At 46.1% G+C, this 23955-nt stretch carries 20 protein-coding genes and 1 pseudogene; all 21 read right to left on the reverse strand.

Translation table 11 applies throughout. The features are described from left to right. Positions 1-4: 4 nt before the first annotated feature. On the reverse strand, positions 5-3019 hold the full coding sequence (locus CK1_RS16875) for a translation factor GTPase family protein (RefSeq protein WP_015527343.1): 3015 nt from the start codon (positions 3017-3019) through the stop codon (positions 5-7). Positions 3020-3103: 84 nt separating this feature from the next. Next, on the reverse strand, positions 3104-3973 hold the full coding sequence (locus CK1_RS16880) for a patatin-like phospholipase family protein (protein WP_015527344.1): 870 nt from the start codon (positions 3971-3973) through the stop codon (positions 3104-3106). 121 nt (positions 3974-4094) lie between these two features. Beyond that, the gene (locus tag CK1_RS16885; RefSeq protein WP_015527346.1) at positions 4095-5651 is read right to left on the reverse strand and encodes an ABC-F family ATP-binding cassette domain-containing protein; all 1557 of its coding nucleotides are present in this window, start codon (positions 5649-5651) and stop codon (positions 4095-4097) included. 222 nt (positions 5652-5873) lie between these two features. Next, entirely contained in the window at positions 5874-6863 is a 990-nt protein-coding gene (gene bsh / locus CK1_RS16890; RefSeq protein WP_015527347.1) for a choloylglycine hydrolase, read from the reverse strand. Positions 6864-6880: 17 nt separating this feature from the next. Continuing rightward, positions 6881-8436 (reverse strand): annotated as a pseudogene (gene cls, locus CK1_RS16895) (cardiolipin synthase). Positions 8437-8833: 397 nt separating this feature from the next. Then, entirely contained in the window at positions 8834-9637 is an 804-nt protein-coding gene (locus CK1_RS16900; protein ID WP_161208906.1) for a hypothetical protein, read from the reverse strand. 16 nt (positions 9638-9653) lie between these two features. Continuing rightward, on the reverse strand, positions 9654-10472 hold the full coding sequence (locus tag CK1_RS16905; protein WP_015527350.1) for an ImmA/IrrE family metallo-endopeptidase: 819 nt from the start codon (positions 10470-10472) through the stop codon (positions 9654-9656). Next, complete coding sequence (locus tag CK1_RS16910; RefSeq protein ID WP_015527351.1) at positions 10472-10849, reverse strand: helix-turn-helix domain-containing protein; 378 nt, start codon at positions 10847-10849, stop codon at positions 10472-10474. The genes CK1_RS16905 and CK1_RS16910 overlap by 1 nt, the downstream gene beginning before the upstream one ends. A gap of 471 nt (positions 10850-11320) precedes the next feature. Then, entirely contained in the window at positions 11321-11866 is a 546-nt protein-coding gene (locus CK1_RS16915; RefSeq protein WP_015527353.1) for a Zn-binding domain-containing protein, read from the reverse strand. Positions 11867-12006: 140 nt separating this feature from the next. Next, positions 12007-12666, reverse strand: coding sequence for a vWA domain-containing protein (locus CK1_RS16920; RefSeq protein WP_015527354.1), 660 nt, complete (start codon positions 12664-12666; stop codon positions 12007-12009). Positions 12667-12775: 109 nt separating this feature from the next. Continuing rightward, a complete protein-coding gene (locus CK1_RS16925) occupies positions 12776-13792 on the reverse strand; it encodes an O-acetyl-ADP-ribose deacetylase (protein WP_015527355.1) in 1017 nt (338 codons plus the stop codon). Between the two features lie 610 nt (positions 13793-14402). Next, on the reverse strand, positions 14403-14795 hold the full coding sequence (gene rpsI, locus CK1_RS16930; protein WP_110104046.1) for a 30S ribosomal protein S9: 393 nt from the start codon (positions 14793-14795) through the stop codon (positions 14403-14405). A 16-nt stretch (positions 14796-14811) separates the two neighbouring features. Continuing rightward, positions 14812-15240, reverse strand: coding sequence for a 50S ribosomal protein L13 (gene rplM, locus CK1_RS16935; protein WP_015527357.1), 429 nt, complete (start codon positions 15238-15240; stop codon positions 14812-14814). 242 nt (positions 15241-15482) lie between these two features. Next, complete coding sequence (gene truA / locus CK1_RS16940) at positions 15483-16220, reverse strand: tRNA pseudouridine(38-40) synthase TruA (RefSeq protein WP_015527358.1); 738 nt, start codon at positions 16218-16220, stop codon at positions 15483-15485. 157 nt (positions 16221-16377) lie between these two features. Further along, positions 16378-17181 carry an energy-coupling factor transporter transmembrane component T family protein gene (locus CK1_RS16945; RefSeq protein WP_015527359.1) on the reverse strand — a complete coding sequence of 268 codons (804 nt, stop codon included), beginning with the start codon at positions 17179-17181 and terminating at the stop codon, positions 16378-16380. Next, positions 17178-18065 carry an energy-coupling factor transporter ATPase gene (locus CK1_RS16950; RefSeq protein ID WP_015527360.1) on the reverse strand — a complete coding sequence of 296 codons (888 nt, stop codon included), beginning with the start codon at positions 18063-18065 and terminating at the stop codon, positions 17178-17180. The genes CK1_RS16945 and CK1_RS16950 overlap by 4 nt, the downstream gene beginning before the upstream one ends. Further along, positions 18050-18901 (reverse strand): energy-coupling factor transporter ATPase, encoded by an 852-nt coding sequence (locus tag CK1_RS16955; RefSeq protein ID WP_015527361.1) that lies wholly within the window; start codon positions 18899-18901, stop codon positions 18050-18052. Before CK1_RS16955 ends, CK1_RS16950 begins: the two co-directional genes overlap by 16 nt. A gap of 14 nt (positions 18902-18915) precedes the next feature. Continuing rightward, positions 18916-19527: a ribosome biogenesis GTP-binding protein YihA/YsxC gene (gene yihA, locus CK1_RS16960; protein ID WP_015527362.1), complete on the reverse strand. Its 612-nt coding sequence runs from the start codon at positions 19525-19527 to the stop codon at positions 18916-18918. Between the two features lie 69 nt (positions 19528-19596). After that, positions 19597-21909, reverse strand: coding sequence for an endopeptidase La (gene lon / locus CK1_RS16965; RefSeq protein WP_015527363.1), 2313 nt, complete (start codon positions 21907-21909; stop codon positions 19597-19599). Between the two features lie 17 nt (positions 21910-21926). After that, the gene (gene clpX, locus CK1_RS16970; RefSeq protein ID WP_015527364.1) at positions 21927-23240 is read right to left on the reverse strand and encodes an ATP-dependent Clp protease ATP-binding subunit ClpX; all 1314 of its coding nucleotides are present in this window, start codon (positions 23238-23240) and stop codon (positions 21927-21929) included. 111 nt (positions 23241-23351) lie between these two features. Next, positions 23352-23933 (reverse strand): ATP-dependent Clp endopeptidase proteolytic subunit ClpP, encoded by a 582-nt coding sequence (clpP, locus tag CK1_RS16975; RefSeq protein WP_015527365.1) that lies wholly within the window; start codon positions 23931-23933, stop codon positions 23352-23354. Positions 23934-23955: the final 22 nt, after the last annotated feature.

The following is a 23955-nucleotide window of genomic DNA, read 5'->3' on the forward strand; positions in this document are numbered from 1 at the left end:
TTTGTTATAATTCTTCTTTTTTCTTTCTTCCCAGACGGATGTCTTCCATATGAGATTTCAGTTCCGGTGTCATACTGTCAAAGAGATAGGTTTTGCTGTTGTCTCTGCGCTCCTGCCATTCTTCTCTCATCTGCTGTTTTGCGGAAGCGATCTCATCTTTGAATCCGCGCGCTGAGATCCTGGCGGCTCCCTGTCCCATAATGATGATCTGCTCCAGTCCGTCTGATGTGGCAACTGTCACGTTATGCTTCCGTCCGATTTTATGGACAGTGCGTTCAATATACTGGTCTGCAGTTTCCGCTTCTTTTGTATAGACAACATGAATGTTATGATACTGGAAGGTTTCCTCCGGATGGCCCTCCACACGGTAGGCATCAAATACCAGGATCAGGATGCAGCCCTTGATCCCCTGATAATCGCTTAATATGTCCATTAACCTGGACTGTGCCGCATGAAAGTCTGCCTGTGCCAGATCTCTTAAATCCTCCCAGGCAAATATGATATTGCAGCCGTCCACCAGCAGATAGTCCTCTCTGTGGATGGCCGGACTGCTGTTTCTCCAGGCGCCGTGACCGGATTTTGCCGGAAGTCCGGAATCTGCTGCACCTTTGCCTCCCTTCCCGGAAAAGCTGCTTCCGCTTTCCGGATTTCCGAAGCTTCGGCTGTTACTGCTGTATTTCTTTGAGCTCACCGGACCAAAGGTTTTCTCAAAGATTGCCTTCAGTTCTTTTTCCTCTTCGTAGCTTCCATACATGGAGGTATATTTTCCACGGCCGGCATTGGCTGTTCTGTGATCCGGACTGTTTTTGGCTGTTCCCTGAACTGAACGCACTCCTGCAGAGCTGTTGTCGGAATCCTCATAGGCATCATTACTGTCCGGAAGCTGAGTTCCTTCCAGATGCATATATTCTTCTACCTCATACCAGGGAACCACGAAGCCTGCTCCATGGGCACAGAATACAGAGCCTGTAGGATTCTCAAGATCTCTCTCGGAATCATATCCGATCTCCTCTGCGATCTGCTCCTGATCCTGACAGGGTTCATAGCCATTCAGAGTACAGGTCATATGACCTCTGCCTCTTGTGTAGGAAACTACCTGGCTCTGATAATCCCTCATTTTTGCCACCGGCGCACTTCCTGTGAGCACCGACAGCTCTCCCTGGGTTTCCGGCCCCTGAAAGGTTCCCTGCATCCTCTGGATATCCGTCATGGCACGTCCTACATTTTCTGCCGGAACCTCAAGTCGGAAGCTGTAATAGGGTTCCAGAAGAACTGTCTCCGCTTTCTTGAGGCCCTGGCGCACAGCACGGTAGGTCGCCTGCCGGAAATCTCCACCTTCCGTATGCTTCTGATGTGCCCGCCCGGTGAGAAGTGTGATCTGCATATCGGTGATGGGTGATCCGGTAAGGACTCCCAGATGCTCTTTTTCCTCCAGATGTGTCAGGATCAGCCGCTGCCAGTTCCGATCCAGCTGATCTTCATTTGCCGCAGTAAAAAACTGCAGTCCGCTTCCTCTCTCTCCCGGTTCCAGAAGAAGATGCACCTCTGCATAATGACGAAGCGGTTCAAAATGTCCCACGCCTTCCACCGGTGCGACAATGGTTTCTTTGTATACGATATTACCGGTCCCAAATTCTACTGCCACATGAAAGCGCTCCCAGATCAGATGCTTCAGGATCTCGATCTGTACCTCGCCCATCAGCATGGCGTGGATCTCTCCCAGCTGCTCATCCCACATGATATGAAGCTGCGGTTCTTCCTCCTCCAGCTCCTTCAGGCTTTTCAGCATCCTGTGGGCGTCACAGCCCTCCGGAAGGATGATCTGATAATTCAGTACCGGTTCCAGCACCGGCATGGCAGAATCCGCCTCAATGCCAAGTCCCTCTCCCGGATATGTTTCGGTAAGACCTGTAACTGCACAGACGGTTCCTGCCTCTGCCTCTTTGAGCATTTCAAATTTTGCACCGGAATAGATACGGATCTGATCTGCCTTTTCCTCCCAGATCTCCTCTGCCGGAATACCATTTCTTCCTGCATTGGTCAGCGTCTCCTTAACCTTCAGGCTGCCGCCGGTGATCTTCATATAAGTGAGACGGTTTCCCTGCTCATCTCTGGCGATCTTAAAGATCCTGGCTCCGAATTCTGCGGGATAGGACGGTACTGCCATGTAGGTCTCCATTCCATGGATAAAAGCATCTACGCCTTCCATCTTCAGGGCAGATCCAAAAAAGCATGGAAAAAGCTTTCGCTCCAGGATCAGCTCTGCCACGTCCTTTTTTGCGATCGTTCCTGTTTCCAGGAAGCTTTCCAGAAGGTTCTCCTCACACATGGCGATATTTTCCAGAAAATCATCAGTTCCATTTATTTTATCAGAAGCGCCCTGCGTTCCGGATATATTCTCTTTTTCTGCTTCACTGGCGTTATCTTTCAGCTGCATTCCTTCAGCTGACGGAGATTTCCCGGAGTTATCCACAGGATTCTCCTTTTTCCCTGCTGCTTCTGCACCGGAGCATTCCAGTTCTCCACTAAAATCCACACAGCATCCGCTTAATTTCTTCTTCAGCTCCTCAAGAAGTCTTTCCCTGTCTGTTCCTTCCTGATCCATTTTATTTACAAAAAGAAATGTTGGGATCTTATACTGTGTCAGCAGTCTCCACAATGTCTGTGTATGCCCTTGCACACCATCTGCTCCGTTGATCACCAGGATTGCATAATCCAGCACCTGCAGGGTACGCTCCATCTCAGCAGAAAAATCCACATGCCCCGGCGTATCCAGAAGTGTCACTTCCATATCCCCCATGGAAAAAACTGCCTGCTTTGAAAAAATGGTGATTCCTCTCTCCCTCTCAAGCTCATAGGTATCCAGATACGCATCCTTGTGATCGACTCTTCCGATTTTCCGGATCCTTCCGCATTTAAAAAGCAGGCCTTCCGATAATGTCGTCTTTCCTGCATCCACATGGGCAAGCACGCCCAGGCTTATATGTCTGTGTTTTATATTCTGAGGTTTTTCTCCCATTGAAAATACCCCTTTCTGTTGTAATGATATCCAATATCATAACATAGAAAGGGGTATAAGTCGAATTTTGTTTCAGTCTGTGATTCAGGAATCCAGGTAGGCTTTCAGCTTCTCCAGATCCTTTTTCATATCTGCTCTTCCTGTCTGGTAGATCCGCTCCAGATTGCTCTCATCACGCTCGATCATCGCCGCCTGGATGGGACTGCTCGGACGGATGATATGAATGCGCCCCTCTTTTTCCAGAGAAGCCAATTCCTCCAGTGTTTCATTATAATGGATATGCCGTTCCTCCAGATCCTTCAGAAAAGCCGGATATTTATGTAATACTGCTTTCAGAAAAAGCTGCATCTTCGGGTTCGCTTTTTTTCGGTACTTCACATCTCTGGTAAGCACCACTACGTTTTTTTCGTATCCCCGGGAAAGCATCCACTTAACCGGGATCGGATCAGACACACCACCGTCCAGAAGTCTCTTTCCCTCAAGCTTCACCGGTCGGGAGGCTATCGGGATCGATGCAGACGCACGCATCCATTCAATATCCTCCACATCTCCGTTGGGACATTCATGATACACCGGTTTTCCTGTATCCAGGTCCGTACACACCACTGTAAATTTCATGGGATTTTCTGCGTAGGTCTGACGGTCAAAAATATCCAGCTTCCAGGGCAGTTCGTAATATCCGAATTCCCGGCTGTATACATCTCCTGTGGTGATCCAGTTCCGGATGCTTGCAAGTCTTTTATCCTTGCAGTACTTTTTGTTATAGCGAAGAACTCTTCCGATCTGCCTGGACTTATAATTGCATCCAAAAACAGCTCCAGCCGATACGCCCACCGCACTGTCTGCGTAAATCTTATTTTCCATCAGAACATCGATCACGCCGGCTGTATACAAGCCTCGCATACCGCCGCCCTCCATAACGATACTGAATTTTTTCAATTGTGTTTCTTCCATTTATTTGTCCTCTGTATTCTGTCTGGCAGACTCTGCTGCCCTTATGCTTTCATCTTTATGTCCCATTTATTGTACTTTTCGAATTATATCGGTCTTTTCTGCCATATATCTATATCCATTATCAGAATATCTTGGTTGTCCACTTGCTCATATCCCAGACTTCATTTACCACATCCTGGTAAAATTCCGGTTCATGGCAGATGAGAAGGATACTTCCGCGGTATTCCCGGAGAGCTTTTTTCAGCTCGTCTTTTGCATCCACATCCAGATGATTAGTAGGCTCGTCCAGAAGAAGAATATTGGTGTCACGGTTCACCAGCTTGCAAAGACGCACTTTTGCCTGCTCACCACCGCTTAAAACTCGTACCTGGCTCTCAATATGCTTGGTCGTCAGCCCGCATTTCGCCAGCGCGGAACGCACTTCATACTGGGAAAATGACGGAAATTCCTGCCAGAGCTCTTCGATACAGGTAGTTCGATTATCACCTTTAACTTCCTGCTCAAAATATCCGATCTCAAGGTTCTCGCCCTGCTCCACACTTCCGGAAAGAGGCTTGATCAGTCCAAGAAGGCTTCGAAGAAGTGTTGTTTTTCCTATTCCATTGGTTCCCACCAGTGCGATCTTCTGTCCTCGCTCCATAGTAAAATTCAGTGGCTTGGAAAGCGGCTCATCATAACCGATCACAAGGTCATGTGTCTCAAAAAGCATCTTTCCTGGTGTTCGGCCATAACGGAATTTGAACTCCGGCTTCGGCTTCTCTGCTGCCAGCTCGATCACATCCATCTTGTCCAGCTTTTTCTGGCGGGACATAGCCATGTTTCTTGTGGAAACACGTGCCTTATTCCTTGCTACGAAATCCTTCAGCTCACTGATCTCCTGCTGCTGTTTGCGGTAAGCAGCCTCCAGCTGTGCCTTCTTGACCGCATAGACCTCCTGAAAATGATCGTAATCTCCTACATAACGGTTCAGTTCCTGATTTTCCATATGATAGATAATGTTAACTACAGAATTCAGGAACGGAATATCGTGGGAAATAAGGATAAATGCATTCTCATAATCCAGAAGATATCTTTTCAGCCATGCAATATGCTCCTCATCCAGATAGTTGGTAGGCTCATCCAGAAGCAGGATATCTGGCTTCTCAAGAAGAAGCTTCGCAAGAAGTACCTTAGTTCTCTGTCCGCCGCTTAGATCCGTAACATCACGGTCAAGCCCCAGATCCAGAAGGCCCAGAGCTCTGGCAACCTCCTCCACTTTGGCATCGATCGCATAAAAATCGTGAAGTGTCAGTTCGTCCTGGATCGTTCCAAGCTCTTCCATCAGACCATCCATCTCGTCAGGATCTGCAGTTCCCAGCTTGTCGCAGATCTCGTTCATCCGTTCTTCTTTTTTGAGAAGAGGATCAAAAGCGGATTTCAGCACCTGGCCGATGGTCATCCCCTTTTCCAGAACTGCATGCTGATCCAGATAGCCTGCGTGGACATTTTTTGCCCACTCTACCTTGCCCTCATCCGGCATCAGTTTTCCGGTCACGATACTCATAAATGTGGACTTTCCTTCGCCATTAGCGCCTACAAGTCCGATGTGTTCTCCCTTAAGAAGCCGGAAAGATACATCTTCGAAAATCGCTCTGTCTCCAAACCCGTGAGTCAGGTGTTCTACATTTAAAATACTCATTTGTTATATTCCTTTATCATTGTGGTTTTTCTGTTTTCCCGGAAGGGATTTTTAATAATGCTATAGTATTATACTTGATATTTTTCTCTGCTGTAAAGTCAAATCTCTGTATACACTGCGATCGGCTGACTGGCAGCTTTTTGTATTACCGGTTAAGCTGCTGAATACTATTGAATAATTTTCCATCTTCCTATCTCATTATCTTCTGTAAAAATCCTGTTCTTATTTATTATGCCATCGGATCTCACCGTTTAATATGATCGGATAACGGATCAGCTTGTCTGAATCAAGGTTTTCCGCATACATATCTACTGCGGTTATCTGTTGATTATCATATGTGGTATAATAATAAATTCCCTTTGTCGTGTTGCAGCATGAAGTATAGATCGTGATCTCATATGCGCCCTCTGATACCTCACAGCATCCCCGCTGCTGATCAACAGAGCCTAAAATATGGAAAAACTGGCTGACACTTTCGTTTTCCCCATCTCCGGATATTGCGTTTAATTTTGTAAATGCAACCTTTACAAATCTTGACTGGCTTGAAAGATCTCCCGGAATTCCCATTCCGCCCATTCCTCTGCTGTATGGATCCAGCTCCAGCACTCCTGCAAATGTACTTTCCGGCTGCTTTCTGGATACACCTGCATAATTGTTAAGTGCAAACATCTGACCGGGGAATGGAGGATTATTTGTAAGTACGCCAACAGGATTGTCATAGATGTGCATTCCGTCTTTCATGGATTCTACAACGATGCATTCCTCCTTGTCTGCGATCATCCAGTGAAGCTGTGCCGTTGGAAGCTGTTCACTGAAGGGTGTTCCCATAAGCTTCATATTGGAAAGCATCCTCCTTGCTTCAGCCACCGAAGCACACTGGGTAAGGATCCATGGAATAAATTCATATTGCGCCACCTGGACAAGATCCTTATCTGCCTCTGTCGCTTCATCTGCATATGCCGCATTCCCCACAAAGTTAAGTCCTGCCATACCCAGTCCCTTTTCATTAGCCGCATCATAATAAAGCGGATAATCTCCTGCTACAAACGCCATTCCTATAAGAGCATAATGTGTTTTTGCTTTTCCTGCATATCGGAAATCGAACTCATAATTTCTTGGGGTTATGGTCACCTCTTCACCATAGGAAAACTCATAGTCAAGAGTTCTTCCCATATAAAAATCCTTTGTCTGATACGTTGCTGCTGTACACATAGATCTACACCTCTTCCTTACAATAATCCTGCAAACAATCTCATGAAAAGCTGTCCCAGACGAAGATATGCACTGCGTCCTGTACGGTATTGTTCTGTTACTTCCCGACATTCCTTCATTGTTTCTTCCAGGTCATTTCTTATGGATAACACAGCCGGACTGTCTGCCATAAAGCATCCGTTTTCAAAATGATGATAAAGACTTCTGTAATCCAGATTTATGGTTCCGCATGTTGCCATACAGTCATCTGCCACGCTCATCTTGGCGTGACAGAAGCCAGGTGTCCACTCGTAGATCCGCACTCCATTTTTAACCAGTCCATGATAAAAGGAACGTGTAACACTGTAAATCATTTTTTATCCGGGATTCCCGGTGTAATGATCCTGACATCAATCCCACGCTTTGCAGCAAGACACAGCGCATGTGTCATTTCATCCGTAATGATCAGATATGGCGTTATAAACCAGCAGTATTTTTCAGCTTTGTTGACCATGCTGATATAAACTTCCTCTCCTACCTGTTCATCATCCATTGGACTATCTGCATAAGGCTGTACAAATCCGTTCTGAGCTGCCTTATATTCTGATCTTATAAAATATTTGCTGAAATCCTCATTATTATTCCTGTCATTGGCTGCATTCCACATTTCAAGGAATGTTGCTGTCAGCGACTGAACTGCATCGCCTTCAAGACGGATCCCGGTATCCTTCCATTGTCCGTAAGGATTGGTGTAATTAAAATATTCATTTGCCAGATTATAGCCGCCTGTGAAAGCTACTTTTCCATCGATCACGGTTATTTTTCGATGATCACGGTTGTTCAGAAATACATTCAGACCCGGCATAAACGGATTAAATACCCGGCAGTGGATTCCGATCTGCTCCATCTTTTTTACAAAATCCGTATTAATAAAGCCAATAGAGCCCATATCATCATAAAATACTCGCACTTCCACGCCTGCCTGTACACGCTCCTCCAGCACTTTCTGGATCTTTTTCCAGGCCTCTGCATCTTCTATCGCATGGTATTCCATAAAAATAAACTTTTCAGCCTTTGACAGTGCTGATAACTGTGCTTCTAATCCCTTTACCGCCTCATCATAATAAACAATATCCGTATTCTGGTATACGGGATAACCTGCATTTTTCCAAATATACTCACTGATATTTCCTGCTTTGGGGATTTTATTTTTGATATTTTCCAGTTTTTCCCGATTGTCCGGCAGAAGCGGCAGAAGCTTTCTGTCGATATCCGCATATCGTTCTCGCATTTTACGGGTTCCGCCATTTAATCCGATCAACAGATACAGTGCTACACCCATGATCGGAAACACAAGTATCAGAATGATCCACGGCATTTTCATGGAAGAGGTCTGATCGGATGCATATAGTGCCAGAACCAGAATTCCTGCAAAGACTCTAGTCAGCAGATTAACGATCTCCGCATATTCATTCAGCCTTGTGATCACGATAATGATAAAAGCTGCTTCCAATAAAATACAAAGCACCGAAAAGCATAATCGAATGACACCGTTTTTCGTTTTTGCTCTGCCCTCCAGTGTATCCTGCCTCATAAAACCGCCCCTTTCTGCATTGAATGAGAATTTTCTGTTGTGCGTAAGCCTAACTGAATATTCCTGTTGCGTAATAAAATCAACAATTATCGTCTATACTACAAACAGCGGAGCTCTGACCTGATGATTCCTTGTCCACTGTAATAAAAAATGAAATAAGAAGAAAGCCCTGGAAGCTGCAACTTCGAGGGCTTTTGATTTTTTTGTTATAAACAATTTAATTCTTTTTTGCCTGCGAGCATTATAGCATATGCGATTTTTCTTCGCAATATACTCTGTATACTTTTTAAGATGTTTCTGTTTTTACTGAACTCTTTGCTTCTATCATTGCAATAACTTTCTCCGCTGGTTTCCCAACTAGACATGTGATTGTTGGTATTCTTTAACCTGTTTTCACTTACCGCTTGTACCGCAACATACCATTTTTCAATTCAATAAATTTTCCGTTAAAGATTTCCTGCAACACCTGTCTGCATGGTATCCGTTGCAATCTTCTAACCTCAGACGCTTCCATTACTCGGAAAGTAGTTTGGTGATGATCTTGATAAAATGCAATGAGCGATTCAATATACGGCTCAGCATCTTCAAACGTCCAGTTTGCTTCCTCCTTCAAACGCGAGAATACCGATACCAGACTAATACATCGAACATCTTCAAAATTTGTAGCGCCATTCCGAGCATTTCGGTCATCGGAGCAGAACACATAAATCTGCTCCCCAAGCATCACCGACAAGACCTGCAACAGCACAAAAGACTTGATTTCTCCAAGATTATTTTTCTTGCCCACTTCGATATCGAGTCGTTCAAGCTCTTTCAAATAATCCTCTCTCGATATCGCCGTGTAATCAGCATCTTCCAATGCTCGATAATGTTCCGAAAAGTAATCTTTAGAAAAAACATCACAGGCCAATTTTAACATCTGTGTATAAGTCGCACACGCCAGCGGCCCTCGTACATGTGACAGGCTTTCAAGAATTTCTTGATCCGTGTAGCTTTTTATCTTTTGCGCGCCAATCTTTTCGCTCAACCAGATTGGCGCATCAGCATTATACCGATTAAGTTCTGTTACGATTTGCGCATGACAAAAGAACACATATTCCGGCAATTCCATGACCCGGTCAATCAAATGATTATCGACGCCATCTTGAACAGAGTGCGTTTTGGAAATGAAATCGGTATCTAGCAGTGCATATTTTTTCACTTCGCTTTTACACCCCTCAATCCAAACCGTACTCTTTTTTCAGTTGAGTAATGTAAGCCACATCGTCATTTTCTCTGGATTCTGTCAGATACTCATGCTGTCTATTATACTCAACTTTCTCAAGGAGTGTGCCAAAAGATTCTGTTCCCCTGCCATCAAGCTGCCAGCGCTTTGCCTTACCTATCAGTGATGCCCTTTTCATTACATTCACAGAACTTATCTCCAGCAGCTTTTCAGCCTGCTGGTGGGATATGTTTCCACTTTCAAACAAGCGCAGTACAACTGCCTTGTAGGGCATAGCAAACATATCCATAAGTATCAAAACGGAATCTACCGAAACCAAATCTTTATCAATTCCATACAGTAGAATTTGCTCATGGAGAAGTTGATCCGGCATCAAAAGCAGACCTGCGAAGGCATTAGCTTCCAAGTCCTCCTGTGTTCTTCCTGTTTCATCACCTGTTGCCGAATCCAGCATAGAACCATTTTTTATATAGCTCTGGTCTGCATTTTCTACATAACAGTAGATATGATACAATTCATGCGACGCAGCGAAAAACTGCTTACATAGTGGAAGTGCCGTATTTACGCACACAAAAATCGTATCCTGCTTCAAAAAAGTCAATGCCCATAATTCATCATCATGAATTGGAAAACGAAGCAGTTCCAGTGCAATTTCTTTCTTTCTTGCATAGTTCTGTATAACAGCAAAAATATTATCTTTGATAATAGAATTACCGACATACTCTGCCGAAAACTGCCTGACAACAGATTGAATTTCATCAAATTTCCTGTTTTGGCTTACAAAAAGGCTATCTTTCAGAACATTGTTCATCACTTATCCTCCCAGAGCTGCTCCATCTTTTTGCCATTCTCGCATGCCCTAGTGTGGAACAGAATCATGTCGGACAGTTCATCCGCAAGCCGGATTCCCTTTCTTGCTTCTTCTGTTTTAACACGCCCCATAAACGCATGAATCACATTCGTATCCATCGGCTTTTCTGGCATCTTCATCAGAGAATCCATCGACACATGCAGATATTCAGAAATCTTATGAAGTTCAATCGCATTGATTGCTCTTGCACCATTCATAATTTTGCTCATTGTCTGTTTGGAGACTCCAATTCCTTCTGCCAGATCAACCTGCTTTTTGTTTTCTTTTTTCAGTTCAGCCTGAATGTTGTTTGCAATTATCATATTTACATCCAGCATATAATCGCCTCCTGTTCTTGTACTTATATTATACGCTCTTTCACATAGAATATCAATTATTTAGAGACTGATCTTAGTTTTTAATTTATTTTGTCGCTATTTTAGTTACAAGTCATCGCTAACCTTCAGAAGAATGGTTTACACTAACGCTATAAACCTGTATTTTCCTCATTCAAAAGACCTTCTACAACCTCAACAGAGAGATTTCTATGATAGAACAGCTCATTGCCGAAGCAACAAAATTTGATTTCAAGGTTGCTCTCAAAACGAATCCACCAAAAACCGGTTAAAAACACCCCATTGCTTTTCCAACGAGGCTTGTAATTGTTGCAGGTCGACAAAATGCTTGTTTCTACACCCCTTGACCTTTCTTTCTTGTTTATAATGAGAAAGAAAGAAAGAAAAAGAAAGGAAATGCAACCTTTTCAAATCTGGATCGAACTGACAGAAGAGATTATCCAGAGGATGCAATCAGAGAATCTTTACTGAACAGCATTCCGGATCATTTGTGCAAACCAGTGCTTCTTGGAAAGCGTCTTTCATTAAAACAATAAGCTGATCAATATTTCCCAATTCTATAAGTCCACCAAGTGAGCCTTCTTTATCGGCACTTCCGGTATAGAGCAACACACCAGACATATCATCCCCAAAATAAATACGCTCACGAATAGCAGATGAAGAATACCCCGAGGACATTGACATCTGCTTAATCAACAAATGTGCAAATGTATGCATCAAAACATACCTTGCATCTCGTAATGTGGTAACAATCCATTCTTTAGATTCACAGAATTCCTTATAACACTGCGCATATTTCTGAGAAAGTGCTCCCAGTTCTGGATCTCTCAACCACGCATCAATACTATCCCTATTAAACTCAATAAAGACACCTTCACCGTGCACTTCTGCAGCAGGAAGCCATTTTTCAGTCTTACCCTTATTTAGATAAACGATATTTGTCTGCTCATCGGCATCCGGATCCGGAGCATCTACACGGGTGAACGCTGTCTGCGGCATCGGGCTACTGCGTCTCCGTTCCACTCCGGTCCGCGCAAAGCAGACGTCCACCGGACGTCTTGTGCCGTTTCGGATGCTTTAACGGCATTCCTGCCAAAGAAAACGCCGGAGTGAATCATCACCCCGGCTTCAAAAAGTATTTACTTGTGCTTGCGGCCTTCACGCTTTTTGTAGTCCTCGTCTATACGCTTTTTCCAGTCTGCGCTCAGCGGGGCACTGCACCGGACAGAGCTGATTGCTTCGCTGACCACCTCATAATTCAACGCGGTTCCTTCACTATCGCACTGATAGTTGACTGCACGATCTGCACCGATTCCGAACTGGCTTGCAGTCTCTACTGCGTCAATATTGGCACCAAGGAACAAAAACTCCCAACCGTATTTCGCTTTCTGCCGCTCGATCATCTGCTTCACTTTTTCGCTGTTGTACCGGCGGCTGGCATTTTCCATTCCGTCCGTAGTGATTACGAACATGGTGTGCTCTGGGACATCTTCCGGTCGTGCGTACTTATGAACATTTCCAATGTGATGAATCGCACCGCCGATGGCATCTAAGAGTGCTGTGCATCCGCGAACCATGTAGTCACGGTCAGTCATCGGTCGGATATCCTTTACATTTACACGGTCGTGCAGGACTTCGCTCACATTGTCAAACAGAACCGTTGAGATCAGTGCTTCGCCCTCTGCTTTTTTCTGCTGCTCAATCATGGAATTGAATCCGCCGATGGTATCCCGTTCCAATCCGCTCATGGAACCGCTGCGGTCTAAGATAAAAACGATCTCTGTTAAATTTTTTCTCATATGCTTGTCCTCCCAAAAGATTATGGCTACTCGGTTTCGTACCTTACAGCCATAATATAGCGATTTTCTTTTGTGAAGTGGTCGCATAGAAAACGACATTTCTTTGTCCTTATGCCCCGATCAGGCTCTGGTCAAAAGCAAACAATGCCTCGTTAATTTCATACACATTGTAGTTTCCCCGTTCGACAAAATATTCTACAATGATATCGAATTTGCTCGAATGGGAAAGGGTAAACCCTGCCTTACCGAGCATCTCCTGCATCTGGGCAAGCGGCAGTTCCAAAGCAAGAGCAAATGCCAGCACTGTTGGTTTGGATGGCCTATAGAATTTATCAGAGCGAATTTTGGAAAAGAGCTTCCGGTCAATGTTTGCCTTCTTGTAACACTGGACATCCGTCATGCCGCTTTCGTCAATCTTCCGCAGCAGCATTTCTGAAAAACTCTCATCAATCTGCCCCAGTGCCTCCTCCAGAGATTGACTGCTGCAAGATTTACAGATTGCTTCGGACGGCAGCGGGGCAGATGCAACTTCAAAGCAGGATTCCTCTGACAACGCTTCAAGCCGCCGTCTCTGTTCTACTCGACTGTCGGTATGTTCCTCCACATATCGGTCATCTATGTACGCCGCGATATCAACAAACAGTTTTCCGCTAATCTGATATGCCTTCTTATCAAAGATAACGATGTAGACCATCATCTCATTTTCCAGCAAGAATGCACTGATGGTATCGACTGCAACCTTCAGAGCCTGGTCTTTTGGATAGCCGTAGATGCCGGAGGAAATCAGCGGAAAGGCCACCGACTGACAGCCATTTTCTTTTGCCAGGTTCAAAGATGTCCGATAACAGGATTCCAGAAGCTGTTGTTCCTGATGCTTGCCATCTCGCCAGCGCGGGCCGACTGCATGAATCACATATTTGCAGGGCAGGCGATATCCCTTTGTGATTTTTGCGCTGCCAGTCTCGCAGCCATGCAGCGTACTGCATTCTGCAAGCAGTTCCGGTCCGGCGGCACGATGAATGCAGCCGTCCACACCACCGCCGCCCAAAAGAGAAGTGTTGGCAGCATTGACGATTGCGTCAACGCGCATTTTTGTAATATCGTTTCTGATAATCTGTAACGGCATGAAGCATACCTCCCATTCGTCCGATCAGAGTCCTTGTCTGATCAAATATCTATTAAAGTGTCTCATACATTGCTTTCAATTTTTTCGGCGCTACACCGTTCCTGCAAATACACTGCCATAAAGGGCAAATATATTTGCTTCCCGTCCGTATTGTTCTATGCTATAATACTATTGTTGTCCAACCGAAACCCGGCAACGGGAGGAGGTGAACCTCATGGAATTTATTATTTCTTTCTTTGTCTCCTGCATGGCTGGTGTAGCCTGCCACTACATCATCAAATGGTTAGACGGCGACAAGTAAGGACAGCACTGACCTAGTGGTTTCTTGTCCACTATAAAAAATAAGAAGAAGCCCTCAGTATTCGCGGTACTGGGGGCTTCATTCTTTTTGTCCTCATGGACTTATTATTTCTTTTGCCTACTGGCATTATATCATACGCAATTTTTCTTTGCAATATACTCAATATATTTTTTAAGGTGTTTTGTGCGCTACGTGTGCTACACTTCAAAAACGACCCCTTTTTTAGAAAATTTTAGAAATTTCAGATATAAAAACCCCGGAAAATCAAGGCTTTCCGAGGTTTTAATAGTTTTCTGTATTCGATTGGAATTATCGCTTGCTGAACTGCGGAGCGCGACGAGCTGCTTTGAGACCGTATTTCTTACGCTCTTTCATACGTGGATCACGTGTAAGGAATCCAGCAGCTTTAAGAGCTGGTCTGTAGTCTTTGTCTGCCTCAAGGAGTGCTCTGGAAAGACCATGACGGATTGCTCCAGCCTGTCCTGTGTATCCACCGCCGTGAACATTAACGATCACGTCGAATTTACCCTCTGTCTCTGTTAAAGCCAGTGGCTGACGAACGATAACCTTCAGAGTCTCAAGTCCGAAGTACTCATCGATGTCTCTTTTATTGATAGTGACTTTACCTGTTCCAGGTACCAGGTAAACTCTTGCGATTGATTTCTTTCTTCTTCCTGTTCCGTAGAATTTTGCGCTAGCCAATGTTTTCTACCTCCTATTAAAATGTTAAAACTTCAGGCTTCTGAGCCTCATGTTTGTGCTCTGGTCCTGCGTATACGAAAAGTTTCTTGTTCATAGCTCTTCCAAGAGGTCCTTTCGGAAGCATTCCCTTAACTGCGAGCTCGATAACCTTCTCAGGTTTCTTTACTAACATTTCTTTTAATGTGGTTTCTTTCATTCCACCAACATAGTCGGAGTGGTTATAATAAATCTTCTGCTCAAGCTTCTTGCCTGTAACTTTGATCTTATCAGCGTTTACAACGATTACATAATCTCCTGTGTCAACGTGCGGTGTAAACTGAGGTTTGTTCTTTCCTCTTAAAACACTTGCAACACCGGATGCCAGACGTCCCAGAGTGCAACCCTCTGCGTCAACTACATACCATTTTCTTTCGATTTTATCCGGATTAGCCATATAAGTCTGCATGGTCCTACCTCCTGTTATTTATCAACGATAATGTTTCTCAAACCGCGGTACTTCCGCGAAAAAAGTAAATGGAAACGCGGGTGCAAAATAAATCGCGGAAATGTCCGAAACCGCTGATAAAATGCCGTCGCCGGGGCTATTGGCTCAAGCATCTTCGCACTACGTCACATTGAGTTATTATATTATAAGGCACCTTGCCTGTCAACTGTTTTTTCTTGTAATTTTCAACAAAATTCCTGTTTTCAGAAAAACTCGATTCCCATCAGCGTCAACCCCTGAGCCGGAGCTGTGGGGCCTGCTGCCCCGCGGTCACAGGCTTTCAGGATCTTGTCCATGCGTTCCGGCGGATACTGCCCGTTTCCGATCTCGATCAGGGTTCCGGAAATGATACGCACCATATTGTAAAGGAAACCTGTTCCTGAAATGCGAATGGTCACCATGTCACCATCTCTCCACACGTCCATAGAGGTCACGGTACGGATGGTGGTCTTCACCTGTGCGCCGGAGCCGCAGAAGCTGGCAAAATCATGGCGTCCGATCAGATAAGATGTTGCTTCCTTCATCTTATCCACATCCAGTTTATAATGGTAAAAATAAGAGTACAAACGCTCCGTTGGCACCGGAAACTTCCGGTTCAGGATACGATATTCATATGTTTTTTCACTGTCACAATAACGGGGATGAAAATCCGGCTCCACCTCTTCAGAAAGCTGGATACGGATATCCTCCGGAAGTCTCTGGTTCAGTGCATAGGAAAATTTTTCCCCGGGGATCCTGGATTCGGTATCAAACACCGCCACATTTCCAAGAGCGTGCACTCCTGCATCTGTACGGCTGGCACCGATGGTCTCGATTTTTTCCCCAAGCAGCTCACTTAAGGTATCGTTTAAAACGCCCTGAATGGTGATTCCATTTGGCTGTGTCTGCCAGCCTGAGTACTTGGTTCCATCATAAGCTACAACAAGTCCTACTCGTTTCATAAAATATATTCCCTCCTGATACAGACATCCCTGCAGTACTTTCTATCCCAAAACAGACATACCGTCCTGCAAAATGCCTGCCTGATCCGGTTACAGTTCCGCTGTGCAAAATGCAACGCTTCGGACCGTTCCATGTCTGAGTACCGGCAGGATTTGGCTACAGTCCCGCCACACGGAATGCAACACCCACCGCAAGATATGCCACAAGGATCCCATAGGCCGCATAATCTCTTTTTTCATAATGCAGCGGCTTCATTTGAGTTCTGTGCTCTCCACCATGGTAACACCTTGCTTCCATGGCCATTGCCAGATCATTGGCGCGGCGGAACGCCGAAATAAACAGCGGCACAAGAAGGGGTACCATATTTTTTGCCTTCTGGATCAGGTTTCCGTTTTCGAAATCTGCACCTCTGGCGATCTGTGCCTTCATGATCTTATCCGTCTCCTCCAGAAGGATCGGGATAAAACGAAGGGCAATGGACATCATCATGGCGATCTCATGTACCGGCACCCGGATCTTGTTCAGCGGACGGAGCAGTCTCTCCAGACCATCTGTCAGCTGATTCGGCGTGGTAGTCAATGTCATGATGGAAGATCCGATCACAAGGTAAACAAGACGGATCGCCATTCTTCCTGCAAGAACAAGGCCTTCCCTTGTGACCTTGATGATCCCGAAACGCCACAGCACTTCGCCAGGCGTCAGGATGATATTGAACACAACCGTGATCAGAAGGATCATAACGATGGCTTTCAGACCCTTGAACATGAATTTCACCGGAACCTTGGATATTGCGATCATGGCTACCAGAAATGCTGTTGCCACCGCATATCCGAGAAATGTATGGAACAGGAACACAGAGATCAGAAATCCCAGAGTTCCCAGAAATTTGGTCCGTGGGTCCAGTCTGTGAAGAACGGATTTGGCCGGATAATACTGGCCAATGGTAATATCTCTGATCATTTTTCCGCCCCTCCTTTGTTCAGTAATGGAGAGTTCGCCTGCGCAAGTGCGGCAAGGATACTATCTCTGGCTTCCTCCACCGTTGTGGCATCTGCATCCACATGCAGCCCATGTTCCTTCAGCGCATGCATGATATAAGTAATCTGCGGTGCGGCAAGTCCCATGGTTTCCAGTTCCTTATAATGGGAAAAAACCTTCTTTGGCTCATCATCAAATACAGCTTCTCCGTGATTCATAACAATGAGGCGCTCCACATATTTCGCAATATCCTCCATGCTGTGGGAAACCAGAACAATGGTTATCCCTCGCACCTTATGAAGCTCTGCGATCTGATCCAGGATATCATCCCTGCCCTTCGGGTCAAGCCCTGCTGTGGGCTCGTCCAGGATCAGGATCTTCGGGTTCATGGCAAGAACCCCTGCAATAGCTACCCTTTTTTTCTGGCCTCCGGAAAGCTCAAAGGGTGATTTCTTGAAATTGGACTCTTTTACTCCAACCTGAGTCAGAGCCTGCTTCGCTTCTTTCTCTGCTTCTTCCCTGGAAAGTCCCTGATTCATAGGTCCGAAGCATACATCCGAGATCACATCATTTTCAAACAGCTGATGCTCCGGGTACTGGAACACCAGACCAACCTCGCTGCGGAGCTGTTTCCGGTCATATTTCTCAGCCCACACATCTTCTCCGTTATACAGAACCTGGCCGGATGTTGGCTGTACCAGCGCATTCAGATGCTGGATCAGCGTGGATTTTCCGCTTCCTGTGTGTCCGATGATCCCGATAAACTGGCCGTCCGGGATCACAAGGCTGACATCCTTCAGCGCATGGCTCTCATAGGCTGTCCCGGGGCTGTAGGTATAGGTTACATTTTTTAATTCGATTGACATAATGCGCTCACCAGCTCCTCTGTAGTCAGTATTCCATCCGGAACATCCACGCCGGATTTCTTCAGTTCATATGCAAGAAGTGTTACCTGTGGTACATCCAGTCCATACGCCTTAAGGGTATCCACCTGGGAAAAAATCTCTTTGGGATTTCCCTGCATCACAACATTTCCGCTGTCCATGACATAAACACGGTCAGCATGGATCACTTCCTCCATGTAATGGGTGATCAGAATGACTGTTACCTTTTCCTTACGGTTCAGCTCCCGCACTGCCTCCAGGACTTCCTTTCTTCCGTTAGGATCCAGCATGGCGGTAGGCTCATCCAGAATGATGCACCGCGGGCGCATAGCCATCACGCCTGCAATAGCCACTCTCTGCTTCTGCCCTCCGGAAAGCTTGTTTGGGGACTGATAACGATAGGCTGTCATACCGACTTTTTCCAGGCTGTCATTCACCCGTTTCCAGATATCATCTGTAGGAACTCCCATATTTTCCGGACCAAAGCCTACATCCTCTTCCACAACGGTTCCTATGATCTGGTTATCCGGATTCTGAAATACCATTCCTGCCTTCTGGCGTACCTTCCAGAGTTTGGTCTCTCTGGCGGTATCGATCCCGTCCACCAGCATCGTTCCCTCTGTTGGGATCAGAAGCGCATTCATATGCTTCGCCAGTGTGGATTTTCCAGATCCGTTATGTCCCAGAACTGCCACAAATTCTCCTGCTTTAATGTCCAGGTTCACATCATTGACTGCACGCTGCATGTCTACCACATTGCCGTCATCATCGTATCTCTGATAGTCAAATCCCAGCTTAAGCGCCTTGATAATTCCCATCTTTTCTGCTCTCCTTAATCCTCTGTAGCTGCCGGTTCACCAAGGCCGGTCAACTCATCGATCAGTGCCCATATCTCGTCTCTTCCCTGCTTCGTCTCCGCAGAAAACGGAAGGATCTTTCCCTCTTTCGGAAGGCCCAGTCCGATGCGGATCTCCTTCAAGCTTTTTGCCACCTGGCTGCGTTTCAGCTTGTCAAGCTTGGTCGCGATGATCACCGGCTCATATCCGTTGTGACAGATCCAGTCATACATCTGCTTGTCATTGGCGGAAGGCTTGTGGCGGATATCCACCAGGAGAAAAACCGCACGGAGCTCTTTGGAATTATGAAGATAGCCCTCGATCATTTTTCCCCATTTTTCCTTCTCTGCTGCAGAAACCTTGGCGTAGCCGTAGCCCGGCAGGTCTACGAGATACATTGCCTCATTAATGTTATAAAAATTGATCGTCTGTGTTTTTCCCGGCTGTGCGCTGGTTCTTGCCAGGGCCTTGCGGTTCATCAGACCATTGATCAGGGAGGATTTCCCTACATTTGATTTTCCCGCAAAAGCTACCTCCGGCCTTCCTGTGTCCGGGATCTTGCTTGTGATGCCGCAGACGATATCCAGCGATACGTTTTTGATTACCATTCGTTATTCCTCCCTTTTCTTTTAAAAGCCCTGTCCTGAAGGTCAGGGCAGGGTTTTTCTGTTTTTTGTTTATACAAGAGCTTCACCGAGAACTTCTTTCATGTTATCCACAAACCGGATATCCAGTCCCTGGATGATCTCTCTGTCCATCTCCTCGATGTCCGGACGATTTTTTTCCGGAACAAGGACTTCCTTGATCCTGGCATATTTAGCTGCAAGCAGCTTCTCTTTCAGTCCGCCGATCGGAAGCACACGGCCTCTTAAGGTGATCTCACCGGTCATGGCAAGATCCGCACGTACCGGTTTTTCGATAATTGCAGACAGCATGGCAGTTGCCATTGTAATACCGGCAGACGGGCCATCCTTCGGAACAGCACCCTCCGGAATATGTACATGCATATCATGCTTCTGGAAAAATTCCGGATCGATCTCATATTGGTCAGAAACCGAACGGATATAACTGATACCTGCCTGTGCAGATTCCTTCATCACATCTCCAAGCTGTCCGGTAAGAAGCAGCTCGCCTTTTCCGGGCATGATATTGACTTCGATCTGCAGGGTATCACCGCCTACCTGTGTCCATGCAAGACCGCGGGCGATCCCGATCTCATCCTTCTCATTGGCCATCAGATAGTTATATCGTTCTTTGCCAAGGAATCTGGAAATATTTCTGGATGTGACAACTACCTTATCCTTACCCTCTTCCATGATAGCACGTGCAGTTTTTCTGCAGATACGTCCGATGCTTCTCTCCAGAGAACGGACTCCTGCTTCCTTGGTATAGTTGTTGATCAGCTTGCCAAGAGCTGCCGGCTGGATTACCAGCTTGCCTTCCGGAATACCGTTGATCTCCATCTGCTTCGGGATCAGATGTTCCCTTGCGATATGTTCCTTCTCATTTTCCGTATATCCCGGAATTTCCATCAGCTCCATACGGTCAAGAAGAGGTCTCGGGATTCCCTGAACATCATTTGCAGTGGCAATAAACAGTACCTCGGAAAGATCCTGGGGAATCTCCACATAGTGATCATTGAACTTACTGTTCTGCTCCGGATCCAGAACCTCCAGAAGTGCTGCGGAGGTATCTCCTTTATAATCGCTGCTGGTCTTGTCGATCTCATCAAGAAGCATCAGCGGGTTGCTGACTCCGGCTTCCTTCAGTGCGACTGTGATCCTTCCTGGCATGGCACCGACGTAAGTCTTTCTGTGGCCACGGATCTCTGCCTCATCACGGACACCTCCAAGACAGATACGGACGTATTTCTTGTTCATGGCCTCTGCCACAGAACGTGCAATGGAAGTTTTTCCGGTTCCCGGAGGTCCCACCAGACAGAGGATCGGACTCTTTCCCTTGTGGGTCAGCTTACGTACAGCAAGGAATTCCATGATACGCTCTTTGACCTCTTTCAGTCCGTAATGACCCTCTTCCAAAACCTTCCATGCGTTCTCAAGATCCTCGGAATCCTCGGATTTCTTATTCCACGGAAGTGCAAGAACGGTTTCCAGATAGCCTCTCTGCACCGTTGCCTCTGCAGCACTGGCTGCCATTCCTTTAAAACGGCTGATCTCCTTGGAAATCTTCTCTTTTACTTCATCAGATGCATCCAGCTCCTTCAGCTGTTTTTTAAATTCATCGATATCATCAGCAGTATTCTCCTCACCCAGCTCCTCACGGATGGTTTTCAGCTGTTCCCGGAGGATATACTCTCTCTGATTCTTGTCGATATGGGATTTCACCTTGCGCTGAAGATCTTTAGTGATATGGATCACCTCGATCTCGCTGCCAAGAAGCGCTCCAAGGATCTCATAACGGTCATTCAAAGACACTGCTTCCAGAAGCTTCTGCTTGTTCTGATACGCCATCGGAAGATTTACTGCGATCTGGTCGATGGTTTCCTGCACATCTTCGATGTTCATGATCTGGGTTACCAGATCCTTGCTTACTTTTCCGCTTTCTCTGCAATATCTCTGAAAAAGCTCCCGGATGCTGCGAAGCATGGCGTCCTTTACCGGTTCCGGGTAATCCTCTTCCTGTGCCGTAACGATCTCGCATTCCGCCTTCAGATATGGTTCCTCCTGCTCCAGGCCCAGAACCTCTGCCCTGTCCAGTCCCTCTACCAGAACCCGGTAAAGATCCTGCGGAAGCTTCACCACCTGCTTGATATAAGCGACGGTTCCTACCTGATACAGATCCGTAAGTTCCGGTATTTCCACCTCAGGATCCTTCTGTGTCAGCAGAAAGATCTTCTGGTCATGGAGCATGGCTGCTTCCACGGCACGGATGGATTTCTCCCTGCTCACATCAAAGTGTACGATCATATCCGGAAGGACTGTAGTCCCACGGAGAGCGATCATTGGCAATATATTGACCTGATTTGTCATTTATGTCATTCCCTTCATCAAGCTGTTTCCGGCTTGCCTTTCTTTCTCGAACGGGATGTTTTGTGTCCTGCTTTTTTTGCAGGAGCCTTGGCCTCCCCGTGGATGATCTCCGGCTCTCCGGTTCCCTCCACTGCCTCTTTTGTGACGATACACTTACGGATGGTGTCGTCCGATGGTGTCTTGTACATCAGATCCATCAGGGTATGCTCCATGATGGCACGAAGTCCTCTGGCACCTGTTTTTCTCTCAAGAGATTTCCGGGCAACTGTCTCAAGTGCTTCATCCTGGAACTCAAGCTGCACGCCATCCAGCTCAAAAAGCTTGTCGTACTGTTTTGTGAGGGAATTCTTAGGCTCCTTCAGAATACGGATCAGTGCTTCCTCATCCAGAGAATCCAAGGTTACCACGACCGGAACTCGTCCGATAAACTCCGGGATCAGACCGAATTTAATAAAGTCCTCCGGCATAACCTCCTTCAGAACTTCGCCCACATTGCGGTCTTCCTTCTCGGAAACCTCTGCTCCGAAACCAATGGATTTGGTATCCTGTCTTGCCTCGATGATCTTCTCCAGTCCGTCAAAAGCACCACCGCAAATGAACAGGATGTTTGTAGTATCGATCTGGATAAATTCCTGATGAGGATGCTTTCTTCCTCCCTGAGGAGGTACGCTTGCAACGGTTCCTTCCAGAATTTTCAGAAGTGCCTGCTGTACGCCCTCACCGGACACATCTCTGGTGATGGAGGTATTCTCGGATTTTCTTGTAATCTTATCGATCTCATCGATATAGATGATTCCGTACTGGGCACGCTCAATATCGTAATCGGCTGCCTGAATGATCTTCAGAAGAATGTTCTCAACATCCTCGCCAACATAACCTGCCTCTGTGAGAGTAGTGGCATCTGCGATGGCAAAAGGAACATTCAGCAGTCTTGCCAGTGTCTGTGCAAGAAGTGTCTTACCGGAACCGGTCGGACCAAGCATCAGGATATTACTCTTCTGCAGCTCCACGTCCAGGTTTCTTGAAGCAAGAATCCTCTTGTAATGATTGTAAACAGCTACGGAAAGTGCCTTCTTGGCATCATCCTGTCCGATCACATACTCATCCAGGATACTGTGGATCTCTTCCGGTTTCAGAAGGTTGATCCCTGTTTCATAATCTGCCTCATGATCATACATACTGAATTCTTCTTCCATGATCTCGGAGCAAATCCCGATACATTCATCACAAATATATGCTCCATCCGGACCTGCGATCAGCTTGCGTACCTGATCTTCAGTCTTATGGCAAAAGGAGCATCTTACCTTTCCTTCTTTTACTTTATCTGCCATATCTTTTTGTTTCCTTTCTAAGCGTAAATGTCCGTCTCTCGCAGACATTTAAAATTCCTTTTTAAAGCAAGATAAGACTCCTGTGTCTTTACAGGAGTCTTTTCTTACGCATTATTTGTGGATCACAACACCGTCGATCAGGCCGTATGCCTTAGCTTCTTCCGCTGTCATATAGTTGTCACGGTCAGTATCTTTTTCCACAATCTCAAGAGGCTGTCCGGTATTCGCAGAAAGAATCTCGTTCAGCTTCTTTTTGGTTTTTGCGATCTGGTCAGCTACGATCTGGATCTCTGTAGCCTGCCCCTGTGCACCGCCTGATGGCTGATGGATCATGATCGTCGAATTCGGCAGTGCATATCTCTTGCCTTTGGCACCGGAGGACAGGAGGAAAGCTCCCATGCTGGCTGCCATTCCAAGACAGATCGTAGATACATCGCACTTAATATACTGCATTGTATCATAAATTGCCATTCCGGCAGTTACAGAACCACCCGGGCTGTTAATATAAAGCTGGATATCCTTGGAAGGATCTTCTGCTTCCAGGAAGAGAAGCTGCGCAACGATCAGGTTCGCACTGACATCGTTTACCTCTTCTCCAAGGAAAATGATTCGGTCCTTAAGAAGTCTTGAATAGATATCATAACTTCTTTCTCCTCTGCTGGTCTGCTCAATGACGTAAGGTACTAAACTCATTTTGCCCTCCATTTCCGAGGTT

It is taken from the genome of Ruminococcus sp. SR1/5, assembly GCF_000209835.1.
Taxonomy (GTDB): Bacteria; Bacillota; Clostridia; order Lachnospirales; family Lachnospiraceae; genus Blautia_A; species Blautia_A fusiformis.